The organism is Nonomuraea sp. NPDC050451, from assembly GCF_044458585.1.
In genome coordinates this window covers 763,929-790,806 of record NZ_JBITHZ010000003.1, presented here as the reverse complement: position 1 = coordinate 790,806, position 26,878 = coordinate 763,929, and the positions used below count along the sequence as shown (strand labels likewise).

The window sequence follows — 26,878 nt, the reverse complement described above, 5'->3', positions numbered from 1 at the left end:
GACATGATCCACATTCCCCCGAATGCTGTGTGGTTGATCTTTACCTTCGATCATCTACCCAGAGTGATCATTTCCACACTTAGAGTGATACCCCCCCAGACGTCGGCCCGGGTGCAGGCCTCAGGCGTGCGTCCATCCACCTTGTGCAGGAAGGGCGGGGCGTGGTGGTGGCGACGGCCGCACGAAGAACGGTCGTCGCCACCACGTTGGTCGGCCGGGTCACGGCGATCGGGTGTCGCCGCCCCGCTGACGACCGGCCGGACGTGTGCTGGGCTCCGTGGTCGGTGTCCCCGACGTGGTTGCGGTACAGGGTGATCGTACGGCGTGTGAGCGGGAAATGCTGGATGGGCTGGATTGTTCTGTCCTTGAGGTTGGGGTCGTTGAGCTGGTCAGAGGGTTGTTGGCCAGTTCGGGTCACGGCCGAGATAGGCCAGAAGGTGGTCCTGGGCTGAGGCGTGCGCGGGCCGGGTCCTCGGCGGGGCGAACCGGTGCGGCCGGTCAACGTCCGTGACGAACAGGTGGGCCAGGTCCAGCAGTTCCTCCGCCATGGGGGCCGGGATGGGGTGGTGCTCGCCGCAGGCTCTGGCGACGTCCCAGCCGTGCACGGCGATCTCGATCGCACCCGCGGCGGCCACCATGGGGGCGGTCAAGTGGCGATCACCTATGGACACCATCCCGGGATGGGTGACCGTGCCCACCCACACACTCAGCGCCTCTGTGGCGCGGTCCCTGAGAAGGAGCGCCGGGTTGGCCCCGCACCTTTCCCTCCGCGGCGCAAAGCCAGCGAAGCGCAAAGCGGCCCTGTCTCCTTCTCCGGTCGCGCACACACCCACCTCACGGACACCAGAACGCGAAGAGGCGCTCGCTCCTCCCCCGGACGCGGGTACGGCCGACCCGCTAAGGCCAGTGCCCGATGAGGCACCGCCCCCTCCGCCCGACGCAGACGCAGCGGACCCACGAACACTGGAGCGCGATGAGGCGGTGTCTGCACCGCCGGACGCGGGTGCCGTCGGCCTGCGAAGGCTGCACTGTGAAGGAGCGCCACCACCGTCGCCTGGTGTGGGGGTGGTCGGCCTTTGAGGGGCTGGGGTGGGCGGCGTGCGCGGGTTTGGGGGTCTGGATGTTGAGGCAAGAATGACGGGCATTCGTGGCGGCGGTGGGGGGATGTGGCCGGAGGCGGCGTCGTTCAGGGTTCGGAGTGAGTCGGCCATGTGGTCGAGCAGGTGCTGGAGGTTCCAGTCCGCGCAGGGAGTGGGACGGCAGAGGGTGGCCGGGGTGACGACGCGGAGGCTGCCCAGCGCGTAGTCGATCGCCCGTTCCAGCAGTGCAACCCCCGCGGCCAGTGCCTTTTCTTGATCGCACATATCGCCTCCTCTCTCACATGCAGACCCGCGTGCCCGGGAAAAGTCATCGGCTCCGCGTACGCTTGGGGCCGGAGCCGAAGGGGATCTGCTATGGGCCTGCTCAGCGGACTGCTCGACCGTTTCCTCGGATTGCCCGAGGCCACGACACCCGACATCGAGATCACCCACGACCTGAGCATTCCGATGCCCGATGGCGTGGTGCTGCTCGCCGACCGCTACCGACCGCGCGGTGCGGGGCCGCTGCCCGTGGTGCTCGTACGGACCCCGTACGGCAAGCACAAGTTCGACGTCAAGGGCACCGCCCGCGTGCTGGCCAGGCGCGGTATGCAGGTTGTCGTGCAGAACGTGCGCGGCACGTTCGGATCCGGTGGCCGGTTCGCGGCCTTCCACCAGGAGAGGGAGGACGGGCTGGCCACGGCCGCCTGGTTGCGCGGGCAGGCGTGGTGTGACGGGCGGCTGGCGACGGCGGGGGCCAGCTACCTGGGATACACGCAGTGGGCGGTCGGGCCGTACCTCGATCCGCCGCTGGAGGCGATGTGCCTGGGGGTCACGGCGAGCGAGTTCACCACGACGTTCTATCCGGGCGGGGTGCTGTCCCTGCACAACATGCTGACCTGGTCCGCGCTGATCGGCACCCAGGAGGAGGCCCGGTTGGGCGGCCTGCTGCCCGACCCGCGCCAGGCCCGCCGGTTGCGGCGAGCCATGGCCCACGTGCCGATCGAGACGTCCGACCTGGCCGCGATCGGGAAGGCGGTGCCGTTCCTGCGTGAGGTGGCCGCGCATGCCGAGCCGGGCGACGGGTTCTGGAGCGACACCGAGAACAGCGCGGTGGTGGCCAAGATGACCACGCCGGTCAGTATGGTCACTGGCTGGTGGGATCTGTTCCTGCCCGCGCAACTGCGTGACTTCGTGGCTTTGCAAGGGTCCGCCGTCGACTGGGGGAAGAGCACCGGCGCGATGGAGGAGGGTGGCGGGGACGCGCCCACCAGAGCGACGGAGGAGGACGGCGCGGGTGTAGCGACCCGAGCGGCAGAGGGAAGCGGCGCGAGTGCGGCGGTAGAAGGCGGGGGCGCGACGAGCCAAGCGGCGGAGGAAGGCAGCGCGAGCACGCCGGCCGGAGTGGCGGGAGAAGGCGGCGGGAGTGTGGTGGCCCGAGCGGCCAACGAAGGTAGCGCGAGTGTGGTGGCCCGAGCGGCCGACGAAGGTAGCGCGAATGTGGCGGCCCGAGCGGCTGGGGGAAGTGGGGTCATTGAGGCTGGTGGAGCCATCGAGGTTGTTGGTGCTGGTGGCGGGTGGGTGGGCCAGGGGGCGTTGCGGGGTTTGGGTGCTCGGCGGGCCAGGATTGTGATTGGGCCCTGGGGGCATGATCTGGGGGCGATTCGGGCGGTTCTCGTCGATCAGGTGTCGTGGTTGTCGGCGCAGCTGCTCGGCGACACCGCGCAGCTCCACCGCTCCCCCGTACGCCTCTATCTGCAGCGGGCCAACCGGTGGCTCGACTTCGACGCCTGGCCTCCCCCGCAGTCCGCGCCCACACCCCTCTATCTGCTCCCCCAGCGCCGGCTCGGCTGGGACGCGCCCGGCGGGGCAGGTAGTCCGGATACGTTCACGTACGATCCTGCGCGCCCCACGCGGTCGGTCGGTGGGCCGCTGCTCGACATGAGGGAGTCGAAGCAGCGCGACAACCGGGACATCGAGGCTCGCCCCGACGTGCTCGTCTACACCGGGGCTCCGCTTCCCCGCCATCTCGACCTGGTCGGCCCCGTCTCCGCGACCGTGCACGTTCGTACCGACACCGGTCATGCCGACCTCTTCGTACGGCTCTGCGACGTCGATGCGTCCGGTGTCTCCCGCAATGTCACAGATGGCATCCTGCGGCTGCCCCCGGGAAGCGAGGGCGTGGTCAGGGCCGAGATCGAGCTGCATCCGACGGGGTACCGGTTCATGCGAGGACACCGGCTGCGGGTGCAGGTGGCGGGCGGGGCGTTCCCTCGGTTCGCACGCAACCACGGGACGGGCGAGCCGGTGGGGCAGGCCGTGCGGACGCGGCCCACGCGGTTCGAGATCTTCTTGGACGGCTCGTCGCTCACGCTGCCGGTGCTCGGCGCTCCCTAGTGCTGCGTTCCTCGAAGTGTGTGGAATTGCCCCTGGCCAGGAGCCTTGAGCAGGGGGATCCCCATGGCAGGAGGGTTCCGCCATGCCGAAGCTACTGTTCGCGCGGGCCGCTCGCGATGAGTGCGAAGATGAGGCCGGTCAAGGTCTGAGACCACCCGCGGTCGTGGCTGGAGACGGCGCGGGGGCACGCCGGTAGTGGCAGTGTCGGGCAGTGGCTCGGGTACGGTGATGATCGCCGCGCTGATCGCCACCAAGCCCGGCCGGCCGCCCCGGCTGATCTACTGCATCCGGTTGCTGCGGGGGCGCAGGGGCGAACGCAAGTCCCTCTCCGAGGGCCGAGCTCGATGCCGCCCATCAGCAACTACGCGGCCCGCTCGTGGTGTTCTGGGACAACCTCAACATCCGCACCAGCGCCGCCATGCGCGAGCTGGTCGGGCATCGGACCTGGCTGACAGTCATCCAGATGCCCGGAACTCAACCCGGTCGAGGGCGGCTGGGCCCACCTGAAACGATTCTTGGCCAACCTGGTCAAGACGACGCTGAGCGAGCTCACCCGGCTGCTCAAGACCCGGCTGAAGAAGATGCAGTGCCGGCCTCAGTTGATCGGCGGCTTCGTCGCCAAGACCGGCTTGGACGCTAAACCGCCGTAATCTCAGCCTTTGAAACCCGCTAACGTCTTCGTATCGAAGCCTCTTGCGATCAACCATATGGCCAAGACCAAGCTTTGCAGGGCCAATGGTGCATTTATGGCCAGGTAGAGCGGCGTGACGACATCAGTCAGGCGAACCAGCACCAAGAAGCTCGCCAAAATAGCTGATCCGGCCCCGACAAGCCCCCACGCGGACAACCAGCGAGGTACAAATCTCGACCGGTACAGCATATAGAACAGCAGGAGATCTCCAAGGCCCAGCGAGATGATTAGCGCGACATGGTTGACCAGGTCGCGCGCCGTCCGCAGCAACTCGCCCAAGGCCTCCAGGTGGGATGCTCCCGAAGTGTCGGCTTGGGCGAATTCCTGACCCAGCACAAGAAACAAAGGTAAGAGAATCACGCCTATGAAATGGAACGTGGCTGCGATCAGTCTGAATCCAAGGAAACCCAGACTGAGTGCTTCGTTCTCCATTCTCAATGTCGGATACAGGTATAGCGCAAACCCGACATAGGCGGGGATCATGATGAACTGAGAAACTGCGCCGACGATGACCTGGTTCTCATGTGCGGAAATGAGAGCGAGGTAGTGCGACTCCTCGAGAACGGGAACAATACTTAGCATACCGGCAATCATGCCCACGATGACCAGTGCGCCGGCAATTGCGGCTGCTCGCCTGTTTTTATCCATCACACCTTTTCCGTATATGTCGGCGCGGGCCGGCCACGCCTCTCCTTACACCCGTAAGGCTGCTACCGACGCTACCCTTACATGCGTAAGGCCGCAAGAGTTCTGCCGCAGAAAGAGGTCCGGGTGCCCGGAGTGTCGACACCCCACCCACCGCTCAGCCGGCAGCGGCGGGATCGAGGCAGCGGTGGCCGTCGCCGAGGAGGCGGGGCGTCACGGCGGTCAGCACGCGCAATGTCGCAGAGCGGCTCGGTGTCGAGGGGGTTAGATTTGATCCCCGGGTCGCGGAACTGGCCGCGGTCGCGTCGCGGTCAAGCAGGCCGTCGTCCGGCGGGTGCCCGTCCTCAAGACCCTCGCCAAGAAGACCGGTGCCCCGCTCACCCGGCTGCGGTCGATGATCCAGCACGTCACCGACCTCGCCGCCGCCGAAGGTCTGACCTGAGCACTCGACAAGGTCAACACCGTCGACGCCCACCTGCTGACCCCACCTGGCGGCGGAACACGGTCTGGACGGGCAGATGCGCCGAGCGGCTACTCCGCGTCCATCTGATCGAGGGCGCAATCGTCGACGGACCCGATGTCCTGGCCCAGCTCGGCATCCCCGAGGACGAGAACCCGGCTGGTCCGAGTCTAAGCGGACGCCGTGGAAGCGGACATCCGCCGGGCACGGAACCTTCGCATCACCGGGTCATCGACTGCGGTTGCGGCCTGTCCGACGCCTTCCTCTCCGTGCTGCGTACGGCCCACGCGGGGCGCCGCCACAACGGCTGAACCCCTGGTCGGCGGCTTACTGCAACCAGAGGCCGCCGCTTCGAGCACCCCTTCGCCCTCTACGTGCTCAACCGCCGACTCCTGGCCGAAGGCCTATATGGCCCATTGGAAAGCGCGGCGGCCCCGCTGATCATCTGTGTGGGGTGCCGTGCCGGGCAAGGCGGCCGGGAACGGCACAGCACCAGCCGAAAGGCGCCGCCGTCGCCCACGTCCGCCGCAAAGAGCCTCCCCCCGCAGGCTTCCCGACTAGTGACGGGTGATCGTCGTTTCAGATCGGCCCTGCCGGTCCGCCGACGCGGGTGAACGGAACCATGCCTCGCCGCGTTGGGTGTCCATGTATTCGCGAACCCGCTTGATCAGGCCGGACTCCAGTTCGAAGACGAAGCAGTATTCGTTGTCGTAATGGCCGCCGTGGGCGAGGGTGGCCTGCAGTCGCATCTCGACGATCACGGTGTCGCCGTCGGCGTAAAAGCCGCCGAACTCGATGGACACGTTGTCGACGAAGACCGTGGAGAATTCCTCGGTCAGGAAGCGCACGATGCGGTCCCGCCCGACGAGATGGTGTGTTCCGTCGATGGCGCGGGAGGTCGCGTTGTCGGCAGGGGCGAGCCACTCCGCGTCAGGGGCGAAGACGTCGCGGACCTGGTCAGCGTCACGCGTGGCAAAGACCTGCCAGGCGTCGATGACGAGTTGCTTGTTCGATGCTGCACTCACGGGATGTCCTTGTGTAGATGGGTGAGCCCGAATTCTCGTGGATCCTTGATCAGCAGGTCTGGTCACATTCGGCCAGCATTGGCAGCCGGTCCGGATCCGTCCGATCCAGCGAGCCGATCGGTGCAACGCTGGAAGCGTGAACGCAGTCGGCGCCGTCCTGACCACCGGTATCTACTGTCGGGACGGCTGCCCGGGCCGCCCCCGCCCGGCGAACACCACCCGCTACCCGTCCGCGGCCGCGGCGGAGGCGGCCGGGTACCGCGCCTGCCATCGGTGCCGCCCGTACCGGCAGGAACTCGCCCCCGTCGCGGACATGCCCGAACTGGTGTGCCGCGGGGTCGAGCTCATCGCCGACGGGGCTCTGGACGACACGACGGAGAGCAGTCTCGCCCGCCGGCTCGGCGTGTCGCCACGTCACCTGCGGCGCATGTTTCTGCAGCATGCCGGGGTCACGCCCGACCAGCTCGCCCGCTCCCGGCGCGCGCACTTCGCCCGCCGGCTGCTCGACGACACCGACCTGCGCATAGCCGACATCGCCTTCGCCGCGGGCTTCGGCAGCGTTCGACAGCTCAACCGCGTCCTCGCCGAGATCTTCCACGGCACCCCGCGTGAGTTGCGGGCCCGACGGCGAGTCACCGACCGCCTCCAGGCCGACGGCGGACTGGCCATCCGGCTCACGCACGACAAGTCACTCGATTTCGCGGACGCCCTGCGCCACCTGGCCGCACGCGCGACACCGAACGTCGAAGCAGTCTCGTGCGCCTCTTATCGGCGCACCATCCTGATCGATCACGACCCCGGCATGATCGAGATCACCCAACGGTCCCCGGCCGAACTGCTGCTCGTCGCCCATCTCCCCCGGCTCAACGGGCTCATCCACCACGTCCACCGGGTCCGGCGCATCTTCGCCCTCGACGACGCCGCGAAGACGTGCGGTTCCTGGGATCCGTTCGAGGTCGGCGTACACGACATCGTGCGTGCCGGGGTGCCGGACGCCGCACGGGCACAGGCGATCCTGGGTGACCTCGCCGGCCGGTTCGGCGCGGTCGTGCCCGGCCTCGCCCCGGTCGGCCTCACCAGGCTGTTTCCGCAACCCGACGTCCTCGCGCGGGCCGATCTCGACGTGCTGGCCATCCCCGACACCACCGTCCACACCCTACGATCGTTCGCGCAGGCGGCCGCCGACGGATCGGCGACCCATCGCTAGAGCAGCCCGCGGCTCCAGACCTGCAACGGTCGCCAGATCGGCAGGTGGACGACCTTGCCGGAGATCGCTCACGCAGCTAGGAGCGTCCGGGGGGCGATCGACTCGCGCCGAGCCGCAGGAGCTGGTTGGCTTGGGGCCGTAAAAAGCGGTCGATCCGAGCGGGGGCTCTCCATGCGCAGTGTCGAACCCGAGGTCTTCATCGTCGCCCGTCCGTCGCTGGACTACGACGAGCTGGCCCGCTACCTGGCCGAGGTCGGCGGGGAGAGCTGGCTGGAGCGGATGGATCGGGGCGACCTCGACGCGCAGAACCTCGCCGAGTTCGCCGGTCGGCTCTGCTACCGCTCCTTCGAACCCGGCCTCAATCCCAACGTGGTCCGGATCAGGGAGGACCAGGACGATTACCTCCGTAACATCCTGGCCAGCGCGCACGGATCGGTCCTGGAGCACGTCAGCTTCAGCTTCGTGCTGCACAACGTCAGCCGGGTGCTGACCCACGAGCTGGTGCGGCACCGCCCGGGTGTGGCCATTTCGCAGGAGTCGCTGCGTTTCGTCCGGCTGGACGAGTTGCCGTTCTGGTTCCCCGAGTGGGCACGGGAGGACGACGAGCTGATGAAGCGGGCCACAGCCGTGCTGGAACAGCTCGAGCAGTTCCAGCTGTGGATGGCCGAGCACTTCGGGCTCGACCAGGAGGGCGTGCCGTTCTCCGAGAAGAAGCACCGCACGTCGTTCATGCGCAGGTTCGCCCCGGAGGGCGTGGCGACGGGGCTGGTGTGGACTGCGAACGTTCGCACGCTGCGGCACACGATCGAGGCCCGCACCGCCGCTGGCGCGGAGGAGGAGATCCGACTGCTGTTCCAGCGCATCGGCGAGCTCATGCGCCAGGAAGCGCCCGCCCTCTTCGGCGACTACGTCGTCGAGGACGGAGCCTGGGTACCAGGCTGGCGCAAGGTCTGACCGGTCCCGCACCCTGTAATGCCGCGCCCCGGCCAGTCCGGCTCGCCGGCCGGAACCTCCCGGTGTCGCCCGGAGTACAGGTTGCATGAAGTGGTTGATGATGGTGGCGCTGCTCGTGGTGGTCGGCGCCGGGTGTTCCGCCGAAGGCCCCGCTCCCGCTCCCGGGGCGCGATCGGCCGTCCCAAGCGCCGTAAGCCCGAGCGCCGTAAGTCCCAGCTCCGTAAGCCCGAGCCCCGTGAGTCCGAGCCCCGTGAGTCCCGGCTCCAGCCCGACGGCCACCGGTGCCGGGTGCAACGGGACTTCGGTGCTCTTCACCGGAGGGTTCCCCGAGGTGCGGGGGGTGGGGCGGGATGCGGAGCTGTGGGGGTTGCTGTTCGTGGGGGGTCCGCCGCTCGCGCGCGGCAAAGAGATCAAGATCGTGTGGCGGATGACGGGTGAAGGCCCGCTGCAGGTCAAGGCGACGCTTCCGGACGGTACGCCCGCCAAGCTCGCCTGGGGGCCCGAGGAGCACGGCGGGTCGAGCTGGCACAAACCCGGCGAGGAGTGGGGTACGGGGTTCGTCTTCCCGAAGCGGGGCTGCTGGAAGATCGAGCTCACCCGTACGCGGGGCTCCGGGTACGTGTGGCTGCCGGTCAAATAGCCCGGTCGATGAAGGCCGTCACGTCGTCCAGGACCTCGTCCTTGTTGGTCTCGTTGAAGACCTCGTGCCTGGCGCCCTCGTAGATCCGTTCGGTCAGGTCCGTACCCTTGATCGCCTCGACCCCCGGACGGCTCCCGCCCAGCGGGACAAGCTCGTCGTCGGCCCCGTGCACCCACAGCGTGGGCAGGGGCCCGAGCCGGCCGCCCTTGGCGATCGTGGCCAGCGTCGTGGCGAACGCCTCCAGCGTGGCGCGCTTGAACGGGCCGTGCCACACCAGCGGGTCGGCGGCGTACGCGGCGCCCACCGAGAGGTCGCGGGAGAGCGTGGCCGGGTCGATCGGGATGTCCGGGGGCTCCTCGTAGGCCAGCAGGGTCGGGACGATCGCCCAATCGCCGATCACCGGGCCTGACAGCACGAGCGCCGCCAGGCCGTCGCCGTAGCGCTGGGCGTAGCGGGCCGCGATCATGCCGCCCATCGAGTGGCCGATCACCACGACCGGGACGCCGGGGTGGTCGTCCCTGGCCTGCTCCTCGACGGAGTAGACGTCGGTGACCACGTCCTCGAAGTCCGCGATGTGCACCCGGTCGCCCGCCGACCTGCCGTGGCCCATGTGGTCGAGGCCGTAGACGGCGGCGCCGTGGCGGACGAGCCGGTCAGCCACGTACTCGTAGCGGCCGATGTGCTCGCCGTAGCCGTGGATCAGGACGGCCACGTAGCGCGGGCGGCCATGGGGCCAGATGCGGACCGCGTTGAGGCCTGTGGTGCCGGTGAAGGTGTGTTCGCGCGACTCGGCCATGGTCACCGAGCGTACGCCCATGATCGCGTGATCGTCCACCGACCGGAGGGTGCTGTGACGTCCGAAAACCGCTGACTTTTGAGAACGCGGCGGTGTTGAAGAAGGTATGGACATCCACAGCATCATCGAAAGCCCGTTGGGCGAGATCATGCTCGTCGGTGACGGCTCGGCGCTGACGCGCGTGTCGTTCGACGTGGGCGGAGGAGCGGGGCTGCGGTGGGAGCCGGCCGCGTTCGCAGAGGTCGAGCGGCAGTTCGCCGAGTACTTCGCGGGCGAGCGGGTCTCGTTCGACCTGCCGCTCGCCACCCGCGGCACCCCGTTCCAGGAGCGGGTGTGGGCGGCCCTGGCGGAGCTGCCGTACGGGACCACGACGACCTACGGCGCGCTGGCCGCGCGGGTGGGCGCGCCACGTGACCGGATCCGCGCGGTCGGCGCGGCCGTCGGTGCGAACCCGCTGCTCGTCGTCCGCCCCTGCCACCGCGTCGTCGGGGCGGACGGCACGCTGACCGGGTACGCGGGCGGCATTGAGCGCAAGCACGAGCTGCTCACGCTCGAAGGCGCCCTGCAGCCGCAGCTCTGGAGCGCCGTCTGATGAACCGAGCAAACTGGGCGAAACTGACGGAAGAGGTCGACTCGTACGGGTGCGCGCTGACGCCGCCGGTGCTCACCCCCGAGGAGTGCAAGGAGATCGCCGGCCTGTACGACGAGGTCGGGCTGTTCCGGTCCACGATCGACATGGAGCGGCACCGGTTCGGCGCCGGGCAGTACCGCTACTTCAGCAGGCCGTTCCCGCCGCTGGTGGAGAAGTTGCGGGCGGAGTTCTACCCGCGGCTGCTGCCGATCGCCCGCGACTGGGCGGCCAAGCTGGGCCAGCCGGCGCCGTGGCCGGACGACTTCGACGACTGGCTGGACATGTGCCACAGAGCGGGGCAGACCAGGCCGACGCCCATCCTGCTGCGGTACGGACGCGACGGCTGGAACGCGCTGCACCGCGACCTCTACGGCGACCTGGTGTTCCCGTTGCAGGTCGTGATCGGGCTGGACCGGCCGGGCGAGGACTACACCGGCGGCGAGTTCCTGCTGGTGGAGCAGCGGCCGCGGGCCCAGTCGCGGGGGACGGTGACCTTGTTGCCGCAGGGGCACGGGCTGATCTTCACCACGCGCGACCGGCCCGTGCGCTCCTCGCGGGGCTGGTCGGCCTCCCCCGTGCGGCACGGGGTGAGCACCGTCCGGTCCGGGCTGCGGCATACGCTGGGGCTCGTCTTTCACGACGCGAAGTGACGTACACGCTGGTGGGGGCCGACGGCCGCCCGTATTCGAGCCCGGTGCCCGGCACGCTGGGCGGGCATCGAGGGGCCCGGCTGTACGGGCGGCTGGACTGCCCCTCGGCGCTGCGCGCCATCGCTCGCGGGGGATATATCCGGCATCGCGTCTTCTTCGCGGACGCCGGTGACGCGGTGGCGGCCGGGTATCGGCCGTGTTCGAAGTGCTTACCGGAGGCGTACCAGGTATGGAAGGGCCGGGAGACATCGTGACGCGGGAGATCGCGCCGGGCGCGGTACACGTGCCCGGATGGCTGACGCTGGACGAGCAGCGCCACCTCGTCGAGGCGTGCCGCGCATGGGCCACGGGGCCCGTGCCGATCCGGCACACCGTGCTGCCCCGGGGCGGCGTGATGTCGGTCCGGACGGTGTGCGTGGGGTGGCACTGGCAGCCGTACCGCTACACGCGCGTCGCCCACGACGTGAACGGCCGGCAGGTGGCGGAGTTCCCCGCGTGGCTCGGCGAGCTGGGGCGGCGCGCCCTGGCCGACGCGTACGGTCGCCCCAGCGACACGTACGAACCCGACACCGCCCTGATCAACTTCTACGACGGCCAGGCCAGGATGGGCATGCATCAGGACAAGGACGAGAAGTCCGACGCCCCGGTCGTGTCGCTGAGCATCGGCGACCGCTGCCTGTTCCGCTTCGGCAACACCGAGACGCGCGGCCGCCCGTACACGGATGTCGAACTCGCCTCAGGTGATTTGTTCGTGTTCGGCGGGTCGTCGCGCTTCGCCTACCACGGCGTGCCGAAGGTCCATCCGGGCACCGGCGATCCCGCCACCGGCCTGGCCTCCGGCCGCCTCAACATCACGATGCGCGTCACGGGCCTTCGGTGACGTAGTCGAAGTCCTCGTCGGAGAGCGTGCGCCGCAGCGTCCGCAGCACCTTCGCGGGGTCGTCGTCCGGCCCCTGCGTGTAGAAGGGCCTGCCGTCACGGCCGAACGTGATCGCCGCGTCCCCCTCCCACTTGCCCAGCACGTCGGCCGCCGGAGCGAAGTCCTCGTGCGGCTCGAACCCGAGCGTCCGCGCGTAGTCGACGGACCCGAACACCAGGTGCTGGGCCAGCTCGATCGGCGCCTCCTGGAAGCCCGCGTACTCGCCGAAGAAGTACTGGCGGAAGCGCCGCAGGTCGCGGTCGTCGAGCACGTCGGGACCGATCGCGTTCTTCGCCCCGAGGCAGTGAACGTCGGCGAGGTAGCCGGCCACCGTCATTCTGTCCCAGGTGTGCCGCCGCGCGACCAGCACGCACACCAGGCCGCCCATGCCCGAGCCGGGAGCCTCGTCCACCCATCCGCGGGCCGGGTCGACGGTGAGCCCCTCGCTCCAGCCGGTGTTGACCCAGCACCCGACCACCTCGGGCTCGGGGGCGGGGGCCTCCGAGGCGATGGCCCGCACCAGCGGCGCCACGACGGACGGCGACACCTTCAGCGCCTTGGCGATCTCCTTCGGGGAGCGGCCCTCGGCGCGCAGCTCGCGTACCCGATCCTTCAAGTCCATTCGGGCAGCCTAGCCGTCCTGACCACCCGCATCGAGCCACCGCCATGACGGTCAGGGCGGCATGGCGAGGAGGATGTGCATCAGATGCGCGCCGATCAGCGCGAACGGCGCGAGCACCCACAACTGGCTGAAAAGCCAGCCCATGTGCAGGGCCAGGGCGACGAACACCAGGCACGACACGGACATCCACAGCAGGAGTGCCCAGGGAGGAATCCGCACGATCCGAGGCTAGGGATCACTTGTGCAGACAGTGGCCGCCGAATGTGGAGATACCGTCAAGCTCCTCGATGGAAGTAGGACCGGCGCGGCGCCTGGCCGGTCAGGCTGCCGATGCAGCGGAGGAAGCGCGTGCCGTTCTCGAACTGCGCCTGCGACGGCGGCATCACGTCCGCCATCCACTTGGCCGCGCCGAAGTTCCTGGCCGTGCCGACCCGGCTGGCCAGGAGCACCGCCCGGCTGCAGATCCGCTTGACCGTGGGGTGCTTGGCGAGGTCCTGCTGCACGTACGTGTCGGCGTCCGACGGGATCGGGGCGACCGCGAACGTCTCCCACGAGTGCTCCTCCTCGCACCCGACCCGCCTGGCCTTCGTGTCGCCCGAGATGATGACCAGGCCGCCCCAGCACTCCGACTCCTGCACGCACGCCGCCTCCCCGCCGCGCACCTTGCTCGCCGGGCAGTTCTCCGTGTACGTCTTCAGCCCCTTGAACACGGTCTTCACCGGTTCTTCCTCCGTGGATCGGGCGGAGGCCGAAGCGCTGGGAGACGACGCCTCCTTGCCGCCCGGCTCCTTGGTGACGTACGTGTAGACGACCACGCCGACGCCTATCGAGATCACCAGGGCCAGGGCGGCGACGATCGAGACCAGCGCCCTCGAGGTGCCGCGCGGGGCGGGTGGCATGGTGTCCGCGTAAACGCCCGGCGGCGGGCCGGTGACCGGCGAGCCCATCATCGGCGGCGGCCCAGGGTGTCTCACGTGCGGCCCGATCGGCTGTCCCACCGGCTGCCCGATCGGCTGGGAGGGGGGCAGCGGCGCGGCGTGACGTCCCCCGGCGGGGGCGGCGTCACGTACCGGAGCGGGGCCGAGCGGGACGGCGGCGAGGGCGTCGCGGAACGCCTCCGCGGTGGGCGTGCGCTCGCGCGGGTCGCTCGCCAGCGCCTGGCGCAGCACGGCGGTCAACTGGGGCGGCACGCCGGGAATGTCGGGAACGGGCAGGCGGTGCAGGGCCAGGATCATCGCCAGGTTCGGCACGCCGCTCTCCGGGAAGCGCGGCGGGCGGCCGTTCAGGAGGGCGTAGACGGTGGCGGCCAGCGCGTACACGTCACCGGCCGGTGTCGGCTCGGCCAGCTCGAACGCCTCGGGCGGGGCGTACGACGGCGTCAGGGACTCGCGCGTCACCGACGCCTCGGGCCCGGACGCGGGCATGGTGGCCAGCCCGAAGTCGGACAGCGCCACCTGGCCGTACCGGTTGACCAGGATGTTGCCCGGCTTCACGTCCCGGTGCAGCACCCCCTGCGCGTGCGCGGCGGCCAGCGCGTCGGCGATCCGCACGCCCACGTCACGCGCCTCGACCGGCGAGAGCCTCCGTCCGGACAGCGACCCGCCAGGGCACAGCTCCAGCACCATGTACGGCCGCCCGTCGGGCAGCAGCCCAGCGTCGTAGACGGCCACGACATGCGGATGACCGGACAGGGCCCCGGCCGCCGTGACCTCGCGCATGAACCGGCGCCGGTCGCGCTCGGACAGCAGCACCCGGTTGTCGACCTTGAGCGCGACCTCGCGGCCCACGGCCGACTGCAGGGCGAGGTAGACGACACCGAAGCCGCCCTGGCCGAGAACACCCTTGATCTCATAGCCAGAAACCGATAATTCGGACACGCGCGGAAGCGTACAGGTTCGGGGTGACACCCGCCCGAAGCGAGGTGATTCAGCCGACGGTCTGGAGAACCTCGCGGAGCCTGGCCGCGTACGCCCGGGGATGGCTGGTGTTGCCGTTGTGCCCACCCGGGAACTCCACCAGCTCCGTGCCCAGCAACCCCGCCAGCTCGACCGCGCACCGGCGGTCGAAGACGTGGTGCGGGGTGGTGTGGCCGGCCGCGGGCAGGATGCGCGTACGGCAGGCACTCAGGTCGAGCTCGTCCTCCACGACGGCGGTGAAGTCGTGGAGGACGAAGAAGTCGAAGTTCGCCTGCCGCTGCGGCGTGATGGGGTGCGGGGTCAGGCCGGTCTCGGCGTCCTCGGTGATGCCGAGCACCCGCTTCACCTGGCCGATCGCCGCGGGCAGGCCACCCTCGCGGTAGAGCGACTGGAGCTCGGCCAGCTCCTTGCGGTGCTCGGCCCGTTCGGCCTCGGGCAGCAGCCACGGCGAGACGGGCTCGTGGGCGATGAGCAGGCTGAGCTGGTCGGGGTGCTCGACGGCCAGGTGGAGCCCGATGGAGGCGCCCAGGCTCTGCCCCAGCATGATCACGGGCTGGTCGGTGAGGTGGGCCAGCAGCCGGTGCACGTCGTCGGCGTGCTCCCGCACGCTCACGCCGGTGCCGGGGACCGTGCTGCGGCTGAGCCCGCGCCGGTCGTACGTGATCACCGTGTACGCGTCCACCAGCCGATCGACCAGGTCAACGGTGCGACCGGCGTCGCCCTCGCCGCTCTGCGAGATCAGCAGGAACGGACCGCTGCCACGCACCTCGTAGTAGATGTCGGCGTCCGGCATGCGCAAGATGTCTGCGTTCATGCCCTCCAGGGTAATCCATCAAATTTGATACATCAAGTTCGATGCATTTTCCCCGGGATCAGTTTGGCGGCCAGCTCCTCCAGGACCGCCACGGTCTCCGCCACGCGCCGCGGGTCGTCCGTGCCCAGCGCGGCCCCCAGAGCGGCGTCGACCGGGGTATCCCTGACTTGCGTCACCCGTTCGGACACCTCGGGCGCCTCACGGAGGATCGTGCGCCGCCGATCCGCGGGATCCGTCTCGGCGATCACCGCACCCGCGGAGCGCAGCCGCGCGATGGCCGCCGACACGGCACTCTGCGGCAGCCCGGTGCGGGCGGCGATCTCACCCACGGTGGTGTCGGGGTGTCCGCGCAGGTCGCTCACCACGATCAGAACCGTGCGCACGCTCGTGGAGTGCTCACCGATGCCCTCGGCCGGCATGGCCTCCTCGCCGATCTTCATCAGCATCCGGCCCAACAGGAACAGCTCGACCCCATTCACGGTCAGCAACATACCGGCGGGGATGGGTAAGGTCGTGCTACGTGACGACGGAGTTGGAACGCCTTGCCGAACGCCTGCGCGAGTTCGCCAGGGTCAGGGACTGGGAGCAGTTCCACACGCCCAAGAACCTGGCCATGGCACTGGCGGGCGAGGTCGGGGAGCTGGTGGCGGAGTTCCAGTGGCTCACGGCCGAGGAGTCCGTGAAGCCCGATCCCGACGCGCTCGCCCGGATGCGTACCGAACTGGGCGACGTGACCCTCTACCTGATCCGGCTGGCCGACGTACTGGGCGTGGACCTGATGGAGGCGGCCCAGGCCAAGCTGGACGACAACGACCGCCGCTACGACGCCGACCGATATCGCGGCTCGGCCAGGAAAGCCCCGCCCTCCTCACACTCCGGCTGACGCGGCAGCACTCGCGACCTTACAGACTGCGCCCTTTGCTGTAAGTTCGCTGGGAATCGGATCAAGGACGCGATGACGAGCCGTCGCGGCGACCTGGACCTTTCACTCCGCGTGACCGCCGGGCCGGATCGGCCGGAACTCCACCCTGGAGTGGATCTTCGCAGCACGAGAGCCACCCAACCCGGTTCGACATTGTGTTCGATTCTTCAGGTGCATCACTTTCCGTGCTTCTTGACTGAATGTGTCACTTTATGGCGTTGTGTCCCGGGAGATCTTTAGATCCGCCTTATCTGTGACAAGAACGGAAAGCTCAACCATGAGACGCACACTGACCGCGTTAGGCATCGGCCTGGGGCTGCTGGGATCCACCGTCATCTCCACCCCGGCGCAGGCCGAGGACGTGATAACGGTGGCCCCTCTCGCCACTGCGTCGACCGCTCAGGAGATCGCGCGGTTCTGGCTCGCCGACGGAGCCGCCAATCTGAAGAACGCCACACCCTACGCCGTACAGACCGAGGTCCAGGGGGAACGCGTGTCCACCCCCGTCGTCCCGGACACCAAGCCCGGCTCGATCGCGCCGGCGCCGGGTCCGGCCGAGCCGAAGGGCAAAATGCCCACGACCTCGGGCAAGGTGTTCTTCATCGGTGGTGACGGGCAGCCTCACTGGTGTACGGGCACCGCACAGCAGTCGCAGTACCGCAACCTCGTCGCCACGGCCGGTCACTGCGTGTACGACCTCCAGCGCTCCGACACCACACTCGACAAGTGGGTCTTCGTCCCCGGCTACACCGCCGGCACCACCCCGTGGGGCCTGTACGTCGGGAAGCAGGCCTTCGCCCACTTCGACTTCTCCACGTACAAGGACTACGACCGCGACTTCGCCTTCGTGAACGTCTACAACGGCGTGGTCTCGCCCTCCCCCGACGTGCTGACCAACACCGGGAGGCTGGTCGACAACGTCGGCGGGCAGGGCTTCGCCTGGAATCAGCCGACGGACTCCATGATGGACGTCTTCGGCTACCCGGCCGGACCCAACCCTGACGGACGGCGGCCCTACACGGGCGAGAACCTGGAATGGTCCACCGGGTCGATCTCCACCATGACGCTGTCCGGCCTCCCCGCCGACCTGTTCATCGGCGTCGAGTCCCCGTTCACCGGTGAAGGCTCCCTCGGCTCTTCCTGGCTGTACCGCTACAGCAGCGACTACCGTGCCGGCTACCTCAACGGCATCACGATCAGCGTTGCCGACACCGATGGCGACGACCGCTACGACACCGGCGTCTCGCCGTACTTCGACGGCGCGGTGAACGTCATCTACCAGGCCGCCGCGGCGGCCTGGACCGGCTCGATCGCGTAAACGGCTACCGCACCCCGCTGAGGGGCCGTGCGGCAGAACGACGCCGGACCGGCCTCGGGGCCGGTCCGGCGTGAGTCGCGGTGCGAGGGGTCACGGTGTCGGGTTGTGGCGCCTGAGGATCGCGAGCGTGAGGGCGGCCAGGCCGATGAAGGTGATCGCGCTGACCACCGCCACCGTGTTGAGCCCCGTGGTGAACGCGGCCCGCGCCAGCTCCAGCAGGTCGGGCTGGTCCTTGGCGGCGGTCACCGCGGCGGTGATGCTCTCGCGGACCGCCTCCACCGGCAGGTGCTCGGGGAGCTGCCCGCGGTAGACGGCGCTGCCGAGGCTGCCCAGCGCGGCCACACCCACCGCGACGCCGAACTCCCCGCCCGTCTCCGACAGCGAGGCCGCGGAGCCGGCCTTCTCCGCGGGCGCGGCCGTCATGATGACGCCGTTGCCCACGCCCATCGGCAGCGCGATGCCCGCGGAGGCCAGGACGAGCCCGGCCACGACCAGCCCGGTGCCGCCGGCGCTCGGCACCTGCGTGTGCAGGAACAGCCCCACCGCGCCCACGGCGAATCCGCCGGCCATCACGTACGCGGTGCCGACGCGGCGGGCGAGGGCGGGAGCCAGCGTCAGGGCGACGATCATGGCGAGGTTCTGCGGCACGAGCCAGAGACCCGCCTCCAGCGGGGACATGGCCTCGACGGTCTGCAGGTACTGGGTGGTCATGAGCGTCGTCCCGGCCATCACGACGCCGCCGAGCAGCATGGTCCCGAGCGTGGTGGCGAAGGCCCGGTTGCCGAACAGGCGCAGGTCGAGAAGGGGGTCGGCGAGCCGGCGCTGACGCCGTACGAACACCACGCCGAACGCCGCCCCGGCCACGGCCGCCGCCACGGGCACCGGGTGCCAGCCGCTCCTCGCGATCTCCTTGAGCCCGTACACGACCGGCAGGATGGTCGCGAGCGACAGCGCGACGCTGGCGAGGTCGAGCCGGCCCGCGTTCGGGTCGCGGTACTCGGGCAGCAACGTCCGCCCGGCCACCAGCAGCGCCACCATGAACGGCACGCCCATCAGGAAGGCCGCCCCCCACCAGAAGTGCTCGAGCAGCACCCCGCCCACGATCGGCCCGGCCGCCATGCCCAGCATGAAGCAGCTGAACCAGAGCCCGATCGCGGTCCCCATCTGCTTGGCGTCCTGGAACATGTTCCTGATCAGCGCCATCGACGACGGCATCAGCGTCGCCCCCGCGATGCCGAGCAGCGCCCTGGCGACGATCAGCATCTCGGCGCTCACCGAGTACGCGGCCACCACCGAGGCCGCGCCGAACGCCGTCGCCCCGATCATCAGCAGCCGGCGCCGCCCGATCCGGTCGCCCAGCGTCCCCATGGTGACCAGGAACCCGGCCAGCATGAAGCTGTAGATGTCCATGATCCAGAGCTGCTGCGGCGCGCCGGCCCCGAGGCCGGCGCTGAGGTGCGGCAGCGCCAGGTAGAGCACGCTGACATCGACCGAGAGCAGCAGGGCCACGGAGGCCAGGACGGCCAGCCCGATCCATTCCCGGCGGCCCGCGCGGGTGCCCGTGGACGTGTCCTCGAGTGTGGTGGCGTTCATCTCGTTCCCCTTTCAGATGCCTTCACAGTGCTGTAAGGGGCTTCCGATGTTCTTTTCGCGGGCTTAAGGCCGCGCATAAGGTGACCAGCATGCGTTTTGGGGTGTTGGGCCCGCTGGCCGTGTGGACGGACTCCGGCGAGAGCGTCACGGTTCCCGGGCTCAAGGTACGGGCGCTGCTCGCGGACCTGCTCGTCCACGAGGGCCATCCCGTGTCCGTGGACCGGCTGGTCGACGACCTGTGGGGTGAGGAACCGCCGGGCAACCCGGCCGGGGCGCTGCAGGTGCGCGTCTCGCAGCTGCGCAAGGCGTTCGAGGACGCCGAGCCCGGCGGCAAGAACCTCGTCGTCTCCCGCGCGCCCGGCTACCTGCTGCGCCACGAGGGCGGCGCCGTGGACGCGGCGCGCTTCGCCGACCTGCTGGCCCGGGCGGAGGCCACCGACAGCCCGCGGACCAGGGCGGGGCTGCTGGCCGACGCGCTGGCGCTGTGGCGGGGGCCCGCGTACGCCGACTTCGCCGACGAGGAGTACACCAGGTCGGCCATCCTGCGCCTGGAGGAGCAGCGGCTGTCCGCACTGGAGCAGCACGCCGAGGCGCGACTGGAGCTGGGCGAGCACGGCCTGCTGGTGGGCGAGCTGGGCGACCTGGTGGCCAGGCATCCGCTCAGGGAACGCCTGCGCGCCGTCCACATGCGGGCCCTGTACCGCGCGGGACGCCAGAGCGAGGCGCTGGCCTCGTACGGCGAGCTGCGGGACCGGCTGGCCGACGAGCTCGGCCTCGACCCGGGACCCGACCTGGTCGCCCTGCACCAGGCGATACTCGGGCAGGACCCGGCCCTGAGCGTGCCCGCCGACCGTCCCGTCACGAACCTGCCCGCCTCCGTCAGCAAGCTCATCGGCCGGGACGAGGCGCTGGCCGAGGTGTGCGCGCTGGTGGGCGAGGAACGGCTGGTGACGCTCACCGGCAGCGGCGGGGTGGGCAAGACCCGGCTGGCGCTGGAGGCCGCGAACCGGCTGGTGGACGGGTTCGCGGACGGGGCCTGGCTGGTCGCGCTCGACCAGGCGTCCCGCTCCCCCGCGGAGGCCGTGCTGGCCGCCCTGGACATCCGCGAGGACGCCGGCGCGCCTGCCGGGGAGCCCGCCTCCCAGGGGGACCTGGCGCTGGGGCGGCAGCTCGGCGCGGCGCTCAGGGCCAGGCGGATGCTGCTGGTCCTGGACAACTGCGAGCACGTGGTCGAGCAGGTCGCCGAGCTGGCCGAGGCGCTCCTGCGGGCCTGTCCCGACCTGCGGATCCTGGCCACGAGCAGGGAGCCGCTGGCCGTGGCCGGCGAGGTGCTGTGGAGCGTGCCGCCGCTCGACGTGCCGGGCAGCGCCGACCTGGCGGTCATGGCGCGTTCGGACGCGGTCAGGCTGTTCGTGACCAGGGCCGCGGCCTCCGCCCGGGGGTTCGCGCTCGACGCGCGCAACGCGGCGGCCGTGGCGCAGCTCTGCCGGCGGCTCGACGGGATCCCGCTGGCGCTGGAGCTGGCCGCGACCCGGGTGCGGGCGCTGGGCGTCCAGGGCGTGGTGGCCAGGCTGGACGACCGGTTCAAGCTGCTGGCCTCGGGGCAGCGGGGCGCGCCGGCCCGGCAGCAGACGCTCACCGCGGTGATCGACTGGAGCTGGGACCTGCTGTCCGACGACGAGCGCCAGGTCCTGCGCCGCCTCGCCGTGCACGCCGACGGCTGCACGCTGGAGGCCGCTGAATCCGTCTGCGACGCCTCCGAGCTCGACGTGCTCGACCTGCTGGCCCGCCTGGTCGACCGCTCGCTCGTGGTCGTCGTCGAAGCCCCCGCGGGCGTCCGTTACCGGCTGCTGGAGTCGGTGTCGGAGTACTGCCGGGCCAAGCTGTCCGACGCGGGCGAGCTCGACGGGGTACGTCTCGCGCACCTGCGCCACTACCTGGCGCTGGCCGTACAGGCCGAGCCGGAGCTGTACGGGCACGACCAGCGGGACTGGCTGCTGCGCCTGGACGCGGAGGCCGCCAACCTGCGGGCGGCGCTCGACACGGCGGTCGCCCGGAAGGCCGCCGACGACGCGGCCCGGCTGGTGAACGCGCTGGCCTGGTACTGGTTCCTGCGCGGCCGGCTGGCCGAGGGCCGGCGGGCGCTGGCGGCGGCCCTGTCCGTCGACGGGGCCGCCGCCCCAGTCCGGGCCAGGGCGGCGGCCTGGGAGGCCGGGTTCGCGCTCATGCTGGGCGAGGAGGTCGACTGGGCGCCCGTGCTGGCGGCGGTCGAGGACCCGGGCGAACGGGCCAGGGCCGAGCTGTTCGTGAGCATGCACGTCAAGGACATGCCGACGGGGCAGGAGCTGGTGGCCCGGGCGCTGGCCACGTTCAGGGAGACCGGCGACCGGTGGGGCGTCGCGGCGGCGCTCGCCAGGCAGGCCAGGGACGCGTTCACGACGCGGGACATCGAGGCCCTCGAACGGATCGGTGAGGAGAGCGCCCGGCTGTTCACCGAGCTGGGTGACCGGTGGGGGCTGCTGCAGGCCACGGCCTGGCTGGCGTCGCTGGCCGAGATGGCGACCGACGCGGAGCGGGCCACCCGGCTGTTCGGCGAAGGGCTGCGGATGGCCGAGGACCTGGGGCTGTGGCCGGAGGTCTCCACGCGCATCGCCTGGCTGGGCTGGATCGCGATGCAGACCGGCGACTACGACCGCTCCATGGAGTTCTGCGAGCGGGCCATGAAGCTGGCGCAGAGCCAGGGCTACGTGGAGGGCACGATCATGGGCGAGATGGGTCTCGCCTTCGCCGCGCGCCGGGCCGGGCGGCTGGACCTGGCCGAGACGCACCTGCGCCGGCTGATCGAGGGCGTGCCGCGCGGCCCGGGCGTCGAGCCCCCCTTGTACCTGCCGGACACGCTGGTCGAGCTGGGCTATCTCACGGAGCTGCGCGGGGACCCGGCCGCGGCCATGGAGCTGCACGTGGAGGCGCTGGCCGCGGCCCGCAGGATGGGCGACGTCAGGACGATGGCGTTCGCCGTGGAGGGCGCGGCCTCGGCCGCGGGGCCGACCGAGAAGGCGGCCGTGCTGCTGGGGCTGGCGGCCGCGGCCAGGGAGCGGAACCAGACCCCCGCGGGGGCGGCCGAGCAGGCCGACGTCGAGCGGGCGGCGGCAAGGGTACGCGAGGCGCTCGGCGAGGAGGCCTTCGCGGCCGCGTACCGGGAGGGCGCCACCCGCAAGCTCGACGAGGCGGCCGACCTGCTGTGAGGGCTAGGCAAGGTGCTCGGCCAGCCGGTCGAAGAACTCGATCCAGCCCGCCTTGGCCTGCTCGGCGTGCGCGGGGTCGGTGTTGACGCCGTACTGGTGGAAGCGCATCCCCGTCTTGCCGCCCGCCTCGGTGAAGTCGATCGTGACCACCGACGCCGGCCCCTCGCCCGGGTTGTCCGGGTCGCCCGTGGTGAACACCAGCCGCTGCGGCTCCGCCACCTCGCGGTAGGTGCCGTCCAGCGTCGCCTCGAACCCCTCCTCGCCCACCAGCGTGGCCCGCCAGCTGCCGCCGGGGCGGGCGTCCAGGGTGATCCGGCCGACCGGCGTGCTGAACATCCGCGGCCCGAACCACTGCGAGAAGCGCTCCGGCTCGGTCCAGGCGGCCCACACCTGCTCGCGGGGGGCGTCGAAGAGGCAGGTGATCTCGTACTCGGCGGTCTGGGTCATCGTCGTGTCCTTTCTCGTTTGTTCGATGGCTCCAAGGTCGCAGGGCGCGCTTCAGATCTCCTTCTCGTGGCCTTAAGGCGCGTGGCAGGCTGGCCGTATGAGGATCGTTCGCGCCGCCAGAGTGCTCACCGGCCGGCCCGGAGAGGTGATCGCCGACGGCGAGGTCCTCGTCGACGGCGACCGGATCGTCTCCGTGGGACCGCGCGGCAGCGGGGGCGACGCCGCCGAGGTCCTCGACCTGCCGGGCCACACGGTGCTGCCCGGGCTGATCGACGCGCACGTGCACCTGGGGTTCGACGCGAAGGTCGACCCGGTGACCCGGCGCAGCTCCGAGAGCGACCAGCACCTGCTGTTACGCATGGCCGAGAACGCGCGCAAGCTCGTCTCCGCCGGCGTCACCACCGCCCGCGACCTGGGCTCGCGCGGCTTCCTCGACCTGGCCCTGCGCGACGCGATCGAGGAGGGCCTCACGGTCGGCCCGCACATCGTGGCCGCCACCCGGCCCATCACGATCACCGGCGGCCACTGCTGGTACATGGGCGGCGAGGCCGACGACGAGCCCGCCATCCGCCGCGTCGCCAGGGAGAACCTCCGGGCGGGCGCCGACTGCCTGAAGGTGATGGCCTCCGGCGGCCTGATGACGCCGGGCGCGCCGCCGAGCTGGGTCCCCCAGTACGGCACCGAGCAGCTCAGGGTCGTCGTGGAGGAGGCCGCGTCGCGCGGCAAGGGGGTCGCCGCCCACGCCCACGCGCACGCCTCGATCCGCAGCTCCGTCGAGGCGGGCGTCACGACCGTAGAGCACTGCACGTTCTTCGGCCCGTCGGGGCACGACTACGACGCCGAGCTGGCCGACCTCGTCGCGGCCGGCGGCACGTACGTGTGCCCGACGGTGCACGGCGTGTTCTGGCGGATGCGCGAGGTCTACGGGCCCGAGATGATCGACGCCTGGCTGCACGGGGTGGCCGCCATGAGGGAGGCCGGGATCCGGCTCATCGCGGGGACCGACGCCGGGTTCACCAACGGCGGCATCGCCAACGAGACCGACGGGTACGTCGCCGGCCTGGAGGTGTTCGCGGAGGCCGGGTTCGGCCACGCGGAGATCATCGAGATGGCGACGGTGCGCGCCGCCGACGCCTGCGGGGTGGGCGGGCTGACCGGCAGCCTGGAGGCGGGCAAGCGGGCCGACCTGATCGCGGTCAAGGGCGATCCGCTCGAACGCCTGGCCGACCTGCGCAATCTCGCACTCGTCCTGGTCTCCGGTCGTGCCGTCACGCAGGCGGACATCGACACGGTGATCTCGTCCGTCGGCTGAGAGGATTCCTCATGCTGCCCTGGTCCGCCGAACTGGCCGGCCGTCTCGACCACGACGTCGTCGACAGCGCCCTGCTGCGCGGCAATCCCCTGGGGGATCCGCACGAGCGCCCGATCATGGTGTACGTCCCTCCGGGCTACGACGACGACCCTTCCCGCCGCTACCCCTCGATCTACGTGCTGCTCGGCTACACCGGCCACGTCGCCATGTGGCTGAACCGGGCTCCGTTCCGCCAGCCGTACCCGGAGCTCGCGGACGCCGTCTTCGCCTCCGGGGAGGCCCTGCCCGCGATCGTCGTGTACGTGGACGCGTGGACCTCGCTCGGCGGCAGCCAGTTCCTCGACTCCCCCGGCACCGGGCGCTACCACTCCTACCTGCGCGACGAGGTCGTGCCGTGGGTGGACGCCCGCTACCGCACGATCGCCGACCGCGACCACCGGGCGGTCACCGGCAAGTCGAGCGGCGGCTACGGGGCCATGGTCACCGCGATGCTGGCGCCCGACGTGTTCGGCGCGCTGGCCACGCACGCCGGTGACGCGCTGTTCGAGGTGAGCGCGCGCAGGTCGTTCCCCGAGGTGGCGCGCAGGCTGCGGGACATGTACGACGGCTCGTACGACACGTTCCTCGCCGACTTCCGCGGCCGCCTGGCCGGGACCAAGGAGGGGGACCTGGAACTGCTGGAGATGTACGCGTACTCGGCCGCCTACTCCGCGGACCTCGACGGGACCGTACGCGTGCCCTTCGACGACACGGGCGCCATCGTGCCGCAGGTGTGGGAGCGCTGGCTGTCCTGTGATCCCGTGCTGATGGCTCCGCGGCACGCCGAGGCCCTGCGCTCGATGCGGGCGATCTGGGTGGACGCCGGGAGCAGGGACGAGTACTTCCTGGACTTCGGGGCGGTGGCGTTCCGGCGGGCGCTGGAGGAGGCGGGCGTCAAGGACGAGAACGTCTACTTTGAGCTCTTCGACGCCGGCCACGGCGCCATCGAGTACCGCTACCCGCTCGCCCTGGCCTGGCTGTCCCGCCGCCTGACCCCCTTCTCAAATGATTGATGCCCTACCGTCCCTCACATGGCGGCACGGAGGGCGCCGCGCCCTGAGGAGCGCGGCGAGGCGGCGGAGCTGACGCGGGAGCAGGGCCTGCTGGAGGAGCTGCGGCGGCGGCGCCAGGTGGACGAGGCTTCGTCCGGCGCCTCCTCCACCTCGTTCGCGGAGTCGGTCGGGGCCCAGCTGGACCGCACGCTCGACGACCCGGAATGGGCGCGGCTGGTGGTGTGGCAGGCGCTGGGCGACTGCCCGTTCGCCGACGAGGAACAGCGGTACGCGCAGGCACAACGCGCCCGGATGGCCGAATCGCTGGAGCGGATGCGCGGGCGGCAGGTGGCCGGGGAGGTCACCGATCGGGTCGATCCGGCGTTCGCGCTGCTGGTCGCCCATGCGGTGGTGTTCGCGCCGATCACGATGCCGCAGTTCGTCCGGGACATCTTCGGCGACGACCCGCTCTCGCCCGAGGGCAGCGTGGGGCGGCATGTCGCCGCCGGCCTGCTGGCGGCCGGCGATCGCGGCAGGCGACTTCCGCTGAGATGTCACCTGTTCTGTGGGGGTGTCTTCTTCCTGCGGCCGCGGCGAGGGCTCGATCCGCGCGGATTCTGCGGCGGCCCGCGCCGGGGCTCGACTCCCGGCGGATACCCGGGTGAGCGATACAGGGGCCGGCCTCCGTACCAGCCCCACATGAGGCAGACCAGCCCCGCGAGCAGGGCCAGGACCGGCACCAGGTAGAGCAGCGCGTCGAGTTGGAGCAGCCCGGCGGCGGTCACCCCCGAGATCGACACGACCAGCACCCAGCTCGGCCCGTGCCAGTACGGTTTCCCCAACGGCCTGTCCGACTCCTGCCAGCCCATTGGCGTGCGCCGCCGGAGCCGCCCCGCCGGCCACAGCCGCGTGCCGTCCGGGGTGATCACGACCGCTCGCCGGAACGGCCCTCCCCCGATCCGCACCTGCGCCTTCAGGCCCTCCGCCCTCTCGTCGAAGGCCGGATCCCAGTGGACACGCTGGTAGTACGGCCTCGCCCCGCGCTCGGGGACGAGCTCCAGGTACGGGCTGAACCAGCGGACCCCCTTCCTGCCGTACGTCAGGACCAGTCGCCGGGCCTGCCACCGCACCTCGGCTGCCGACGCCGCCCGGCGGTTGAGCAGAAACCGGCCCAGCACCAGAACGAGCCCGAGCCCGTAGACCCCCACGACGACGAACGGAGCCCGCCTGAGCATGTCCCCAGGAGGGGCACGTCCTCATGCTCCGCGGGGAACACCAGACCGCCGGGCTCTGCCGGGTCGTAGCGGATGGGAAGCACCGAGCCCTGGACGAAATGTTCGGAGTCGGCCTGGATCATCGTCTGGTGATCGTTCCTGCCGTCGGACCAGTCCAGGTAGAACATCTCCGGAACGCCCCGGTCGTCGAAGTCGATGTACTGGACCGTCGCCGCGGCCCTGGCCGTGGCGCGAGACTCCGCGCCGGCGACGCCGGCGGCCTGGACCGCGAGCACGCCGAACGCCACGAGCGCTCCCAGCGTGAAACCCCCGAGCGACACCAAGGCGAT

27 protein-coding genes and 1 pseudogene are annotated in these 26,878 nt (G+C 70.6%); 15 read left to right on the top strand and 13 right to left on the bottom strand.

Annotated elements, in window-relative coordinates:
* Window positions 1–389: 389 nt before the first annotated feature.
* A complete protein-coding gene (locus tag ACIBI9_RS15000; RefSeq protein ID WP_397222604.1) occupies window positions 390–650 on the bottom strand; it encodes a hypothetical protein in 261 nt (86 codons plus the stop codon).
* A gap of 501 nt (window positions 651–1,151) precedes the next feature.
* Window positions 1,152–1,364, bottom strand: a pseudogene (locus tag ACIBI9_RS14995) (maleylpyruvate isomerase N-terminal domain-containing protein); the annotation flags it as partial.
* A gap of 90 nt (window positions 1,365–1,454) precedes the next feature.
* Between ACIBI9_RS14995 and ACIBI9_RS14990 the strand changes: the two are divergent.
* Both ACIBI9_RS14990 and ACIBI9_RS14985 read left to right on the top strand, forming a co-directional pair.
* Entirely contained in the window at window positions 1,455–3,476 is a 2,022-nt protein-coding gene (locus ACIBI9_RS14990) for a CocE/NonD family hydrolase (RefSeq protein ID WP_397222584.1), read from the top strand.
* A gap of 515 nt (window positions 3,477–3,991) precedes the next feature.
* On the top strand, window positions 3,992–4,126 hold the full coding sequence (locus ACIBI9_RS14985) for a hypothetical protein (RefSeq protein WP_397222583.1): 135 nt from the start codon (window positions 3,992–3,994) through the stop codon (window positions 4,124–4,126).
* Between the two features lie 2 nt (window positions 4,127–4,128).
* Here ACIBI9_RS14985 and ACIBI9_RS14980 read toward each other — a convergent pair whose 3' ends face one another.
* Both ACIBI9_RS14980 and ACIBI9_RS14975 read right to left on the bottom strand, forming a co-directional pair.
* A complete protein-coding gene (locus ACIBI9_RS14980; protein ID WP_397222582.1) occupies window positions 4,129–4,815 on the bottom strand; it encodes a DUF4386 domain-containing protein in 687 nt (228 codons plus the stop codon).
* Window positions 4,816–5,829: 1,014 nt separating this feature from the next.
* Window positions 5,830–6,297, bottom strand: a complete 468-nt coding sequence (locus ACIBI9_RS14975; RefSeq protein ID WP_397222581.1) for a nuclear transport factor 2 family protein — start codon at window positions 6,295–6,297, stop codon at window positions 5,830–5,832.
* A gap of 136 nt (window positions 6,298–6,433) precedes the next feature.
* On the opposite strand from ACIBI9_RS14975, the gene ACIBI9_RS14970 reads away from it, so the two are divergent.
* The 3 genes from ACIBI9_RS14970 (at window position 6,434) to ACIBI9_RS14960 (ending at window position 9,098) form a co-directional block, all read left to right on the top strand.
* Entirely contained in the window at window positions 6,434–7,504 is a 1,071-nt protein-coding gene (locus ACIBI9_RS14970; RefSeq protein WP_397222580.1) for a helix-turn-helix domain-containing protein, read from the top strand.
* Window positions 7,505–7,675: 171 nt separating this feature from the next.
* Window positions 7,676–8,458: an FAD-dependent thymidylate synthase gene (thyX, locus tag ACIBI9_RS14965; protein ID WP_397222579.1), complete on the top strand. Its 783-nt coding sequence runs from the start codon at window positions 7,676–7,678 to the stop codon at window positions 8,456–8,458.
* A 304-nt stretch (window positions 8,459–8,762) separates the two neighbouring features.
* Entirely contained in the window at window positions 8,763–9,098 is a 336-nt protein-coding gene (locus tag ACIBI9_RS14960; RefSeq protein ID WP_397222576.1) for a hypothetical protein, read from the top strand.
* Here ACIBI9_RS14960 and ACIBI9_RS14955 read toward each other — a convergent pair.
* Entirely contained in the window at window positions 9,091–9,894 is an 804-nt protein-coding gene (locus ACIBI9_RS14955; RefSeq protein ID WP_397222602.1) for a lysophospholipase, read from the bottom strand. The genes ACIBI9_RS14960 and ACIBI9_RS14955 overlap by 8 nt on opposite strands.
* A 106-nt stretch (window positions 9,895–10,000) precedes the next feature.
* Here ACIBI9_RS14955 and ACIBI9_RS14950 point away from each other — a divergent pair, with 106 nt between their 5' ends.
* From ACIBI9_RS14950 to ACIBI9_RS14935, 4 genes are read left to right on the top strand one after another with little or no spacing between them, the layout of a single operon-like run.
* Window positions 10,001–10,486 (top strand): methylated-DNA--[protein]-cysteine S-methyltransferase, encoded by a 486-nt coding sequence (locus ACIBI9_RS14950; RefSeq protein ID WP_397222575.1) that lies wholly within the window; start codon window positions 10,001–10,003, stop codon window positions 10,484–10,486.
* Window positions 10,486–11,175: a 2OG-Fe(II) oxygenase gene (locus tag ACIBI9_RS14945; RefSeq protein WP_397222574.1), complete on the top strand. Its 690-nt coding sequence runs from the start codon at window positions 10,486–10,488 to the stop codon at window positions 11,173–11,175. The genes ACIBI9_RS14950 and ACIBI9_RS14945 overlap by 1 nt, the downstream gene beginning before the upstream one ends.
* Window positions 11,172–11,429 carry an Ada metal-binding domain-containing protein gene (locus tag ACIBI9_RS14940; protein WP_397222573.1) on the top strand — a complete coding sequence of 86 codons (258 nt, stop codon included), beginning with the start codon at window positions 11,172–11,174 and terminating at the stop codon, window positions 11,427–11,429. The genes ACIBI9_RS14945 and ACIBI9_RS14940 overlap by 4 nt, the downstream gene beginning before the upstream one ends.
* The gene (locus ACIBI9_RS14935) at window positions 11,405–12,055 is read left to right on the top strand and encodes an alpha-ketoglutarate-dependent dioxygenase AlkB family protein (protein ID WP_397222572.1); all 651 of its coding nucleotides are present in this window, start codon (window positions 11,405–11,407) and stop codon (window positions 12,053–12,055) included. The genes ACIBI9_RS14940 and ACIBI9_RS14935 overlap by 25 nt, the downstream gene beginning before the upstream one ends.
* On the opposite strand, the gene ACIBI9_RS14930 is transcribed toward ACIBI9_RS14935, so the two are convergent.
* Genes ACIBI9_RS14930 through ACIBI9_RS14910 form a run of 5 tightly spaced genes read right to left on the bottom strand, consistent with a single transcriptional unit; the run spans window position 12,039 to window position 15,925 of the window.
* Complete coding sequence (locus tag ACIBI9_RS14930; RefSeq protein WP_397222571.1) at window positions 12,039–12,716, bottom strand: helix-turn-helix domain-containing protein; 678 nt, start codon at window positions 12,714–12,716, stop codon at window positions 12,039–12,041. The genes ACIBI9_RS14935 and ACIBI9_RS14930 overlap by 17 nt on opposite strands.
* A 51-nt stretch (window positions 12,717–12,767) precedes the next feature.
* Window positions 12,768–12,935, bottom strand: coding sequence for a hypothetical protein (locus ACIBI9_RS14925; protein ID WP_397222570.1), 168 nt, complete (start codon window positions 12,933–12,935; stop codon window positions 12,768–12,770).
* Between the two features lie 56 nt (window positions 12,936–12,991).
* Window positions 12,992–14,593, bottom strand: coding sequence for a serine/threonine-protein kinase (locus ACIBI9_RS14920; protein ID WP_397222569.1), 1,602 nt, complete (start codon window positions 14,591–14,593; stop codon window positions 12,992–12,994).
* Between the two features lie 49 nt (window positions 14,594–14,642).
* Window positions 14,643–15,446 (bottom strand): alpha/beta fold hydrolase, encoded by an 804-nt coding sequence (locus tag ACIBI9_RS14915; RefSeq protein WP_397222568.1) that lies wholly within the window; start codon window positions 15,444–15,446, stop codon window positions 14,643–14,645.
* A gap of 32 nt (window positions 15,447–15,478) precedes the next feature.
* Window positions 15,479–15,925: a MarR family winged helix-turn-helix transcriptional regulator gene (locus ACIBI9_RS14910; protein ID WP_397222567.1), complete on the bottom strand. Its 447-nt coding sequence runs from the start codon at window positions 15,923–15,925 to the stop codon at window positions 15,479–15,481.
* A gap of 41 nt (window positions 15,926–15,966) precedes the next feature.
* Here ACIBI9_RS14910 and ACIBI9_RS14905 point away from each other — a divergent pair, with 41 nt between their 5' ends.
* Together ACIBI9_RS14905 and ACIBI9_RS14900 are read left to right on the top strand one after the other, a co-directional pair.
* Window positions 15,967–16,329, top strand: a complete 363-nt coding sequence (locus ACIBI9_RS14905; RefSeq protein WP_397222565.1) for a nucleotide pyrophosphohydrolase — start codon at window positions 15,967–15,969, stop codon at window positions 16,327–16,329.
* A gap of 316 nt (window positions 16,330–16,645) precedes the next feature.
* Complete coding sequence (locus ACIBI9_RS14900) at window positions 16,646–17,686, top strand: trypsin-like serine peptidase (protein ID WP_397222564.1); 1,041 nt, start codon at window positions 16,646–16,648, stop codon at window positions 17,684–17,686.
* A 90-nt stretch (window positions 17,687–17,776) separates the two neighbouring features.
* Here the strand turns inward: ACIBI9_RS14900 and ACIBI9_RS14895 are convergent, their stop codons facing one another.
* The gene (locus ACIBI9_RS14895) at window positions 17,777–19,279 is read right to left on the bottom strand and encodes an MFS transporter (protein ID WP_397222563.1); all 1,503 of its coding nucleotides are present in this window, start codon (window positions 19,277–19,279) and stop codon (window positions 17,777–17,779) included.
* An 89-nt stretch (window positions 19,280–19,368) separates the two neighbouring features.
* On the opposite strand from ACIBI9_RS14895, the gene ACIBI9_RS14890 reads away from it, so the two are divergent.
* The gene (locus tag ACIBI9_RS14890; RefSeq protein ID WP_397222561.1) at window positions 19,369–22,524 is read left to right on the top strand and encodes a BTAD domain-containing putative transcriptional regulator; all 3,156 of its coding nucleotides are present in this window, start codon (window positions 19,369–19,371) and stop codon (window positions 22,522–22,524) included.
* A gap of 3 nt (window positions 22,525–22,527) precedes the next feature.
* Here the strand turns inward: ACIBI9_RS14890 and ACIBI9_RS14885 are convergent, their stop codons facing one another.
* On the bottom strand, window positions 22,528–22,971 hold the full coding sequence (locus ACIBI9_RS14885) for an SRPBCC domain-containing protein (protein WP_397222560.1): 444 nt from the start codon (window positions 22,969–22,971) through the stop codon (window positions 22,528–22,530).
* A gap of 97 nt (window positions 22,972–23,068) precedes the next feature.
* Between ACIBI9_RS14885 and ACIBI9_RS14880 the strand changes: the two genes are divergently transcribed.
* The 3 genes from ACIBI9_RS14880 to ACIBI9_RS14870 are packed head-to-tail and all read left to right on the top strand — an operon-like array spanning window position 23,069 to window position 26,061.
* Window positions 23,069–24,283: an amidohydrolase family protein gene (locus tag ACIBI9_RS14880; RefSeq protein WP_397222559.1), complete on the top strand. Its 1,215-nt coding sequence runs from the start codon at window positions 23,069–23,071 to the stop codon at window positions 24,281–24,283.
* An 11-nt stretch (window positions 24,284–24,294) separates the two neighbouring features.
* A complete protein-coding gene (locus ACIBI9_RS14875) occupies window positions 24,295–25,335 on the top strand; it encodes an alpha/beta hydrolase (protein ID WP_397222558.1) in 1,041 nt (346 codons plus the stop codon).
* An 18-nt stretch (window positions 25,336–25,353) separates the two neighbouring features.
* Window positions 25,354–26,061: a hypothetical protein gene (locus ACIBI9_RS14870; RefSeq protein WP_397222557.1), complete on the top strand. Its 708-nt coding sequence runs from the start codon at window positions 25,354–25,356 to the stop codon at window positions 26,059–26,061.
* Window positions 26,062–26,413: 352 nt separating this feature from the next.
* On the opposite strand, the gene ACIBI9_RS14865 is transcribed toward ACIBI9_RS14870, so the two are convergent.
* Window positions 26,414–26,872, bottom strand: coding sequence for a hypothetical protein (locus ACIBI9_RS14865; protein ID WP_397222556.1), 459 nt, complete (start codon window positions 26,870–26,872; stop codon window positions 26,414–26,416).
* Window positions 26,873–26,878: the final 6 nt, after the last annotated feature.

Coding starts and splice junctions, on each gene's coding strand:
- ACIBI9_RS14880 (WP_397222559.1), top strand. CDS start 23,069: ATGAGGATCGTTCGCGCCGCCAGAGTGCTCACCGGCCGGCCCGGAGAG.
- ACIBI9_RS14935 (WP_397222572.1), top strand. CDS start 11,405: ATGGAAGGGCCGGGAGACATCGTGACGCGGGAGATCGCGCCGGGCGCG.
- ACIBI9_RS14870 (WP_397222557.1), top strand. CDS start 25,354: ATGGCGGCACGGAGGGCGCCGCGCCCTGAGGAGCGCGGCGAGGCGGCG.
- ACIBI9_RS14900 (WP_397222564.1), top strand. CDS start 16,646: ATGAGACGCACACTGACCGCGTTAGGCATCGGCCTGGGGCTGCTGGGA.
- ACIBI9_RS14890 (WP_397222561.1), top strand. CDS start 19,369: ATGCGTTTTGGGGTGTTGGGCCCGCTGGCCGTGTGGACGGACTCCGGC.
- ACIBI9_RS14990 (WP_397222584.1), top strand. CDS start 1,455: ATGGGCCTGCTCAGCGGACTGCTCGACCGTTTCCTCGGATTGCCCGAG.
- ACIBI9_RS14980 (WP_397222582.1), bottom strand. CDS start 4,815: ATGGATAAAAACAGGCGAGCAGCCGCAATTGCCGGCGCACTGGTCATC.
- ACIBI9_RS14955 (WP_397222602.1), bottom strand. CDS start 9,894: ATGGCCGAGTCGCGCGAACACACCTTCACCGGCACCACAGGCCTCAAC.
- ACIBI9_RS14950 (WP_397222575.1), top strand. CDS start 10,001: ATGGACATCCACAGCATCATCGAAAGCCCGTTGGGCGAGATCATGCTC.
- ACIBI9_RS14885 (WP_397222560.1), bottom strand. CDS start 22,971: ATGACCCAGACCGCCGAGTACGAGATCACCTGCCTCTTCGACGCCCCC.
- ACIBI9_RS14945 (WP_397222574.1), top strand. CDS start 10,486: ATGAACCGAGCAAACTGGGCGAAACTGACGGAAGAGGTCGACTCGTAC.
- ACIBI9_RS14875 (WP_397222558.1), top strand. CDS start 24,295: ATGCTGCCCTGGTCCGCCGAACTGGCCGGCCGTCTCGACCACGACGTC.
- ACIBI9_RS14915 (WP_397222568.1), bottom strand. CDS start 15,446: ATGAACGCAGACATCTTGCGCATGCCGGACGCCGACATCTACTACGAG.
- ACIBI9_RS14895 (WP_397222563.1), bottom strand. CDS start 19,279: ATGAACGCCACCACACTCGAGGACACGTCCACGGGCACCCGCGCGGGC.
- ACIBI9_RS14930 (WP_397222571.1), bottom strand. CDS start 12,716: ATGGACTTGAAGGATCGGGTACGCGAGCTGCGCGCCGAGGGCCGCTCC.
- thyX (WP_397222579.1), top strand. CDS start 7,676: ATGCGCAGTGTCGAACCCGAGGTCTTCATCGTCGCCCGTCCGTCGCTG.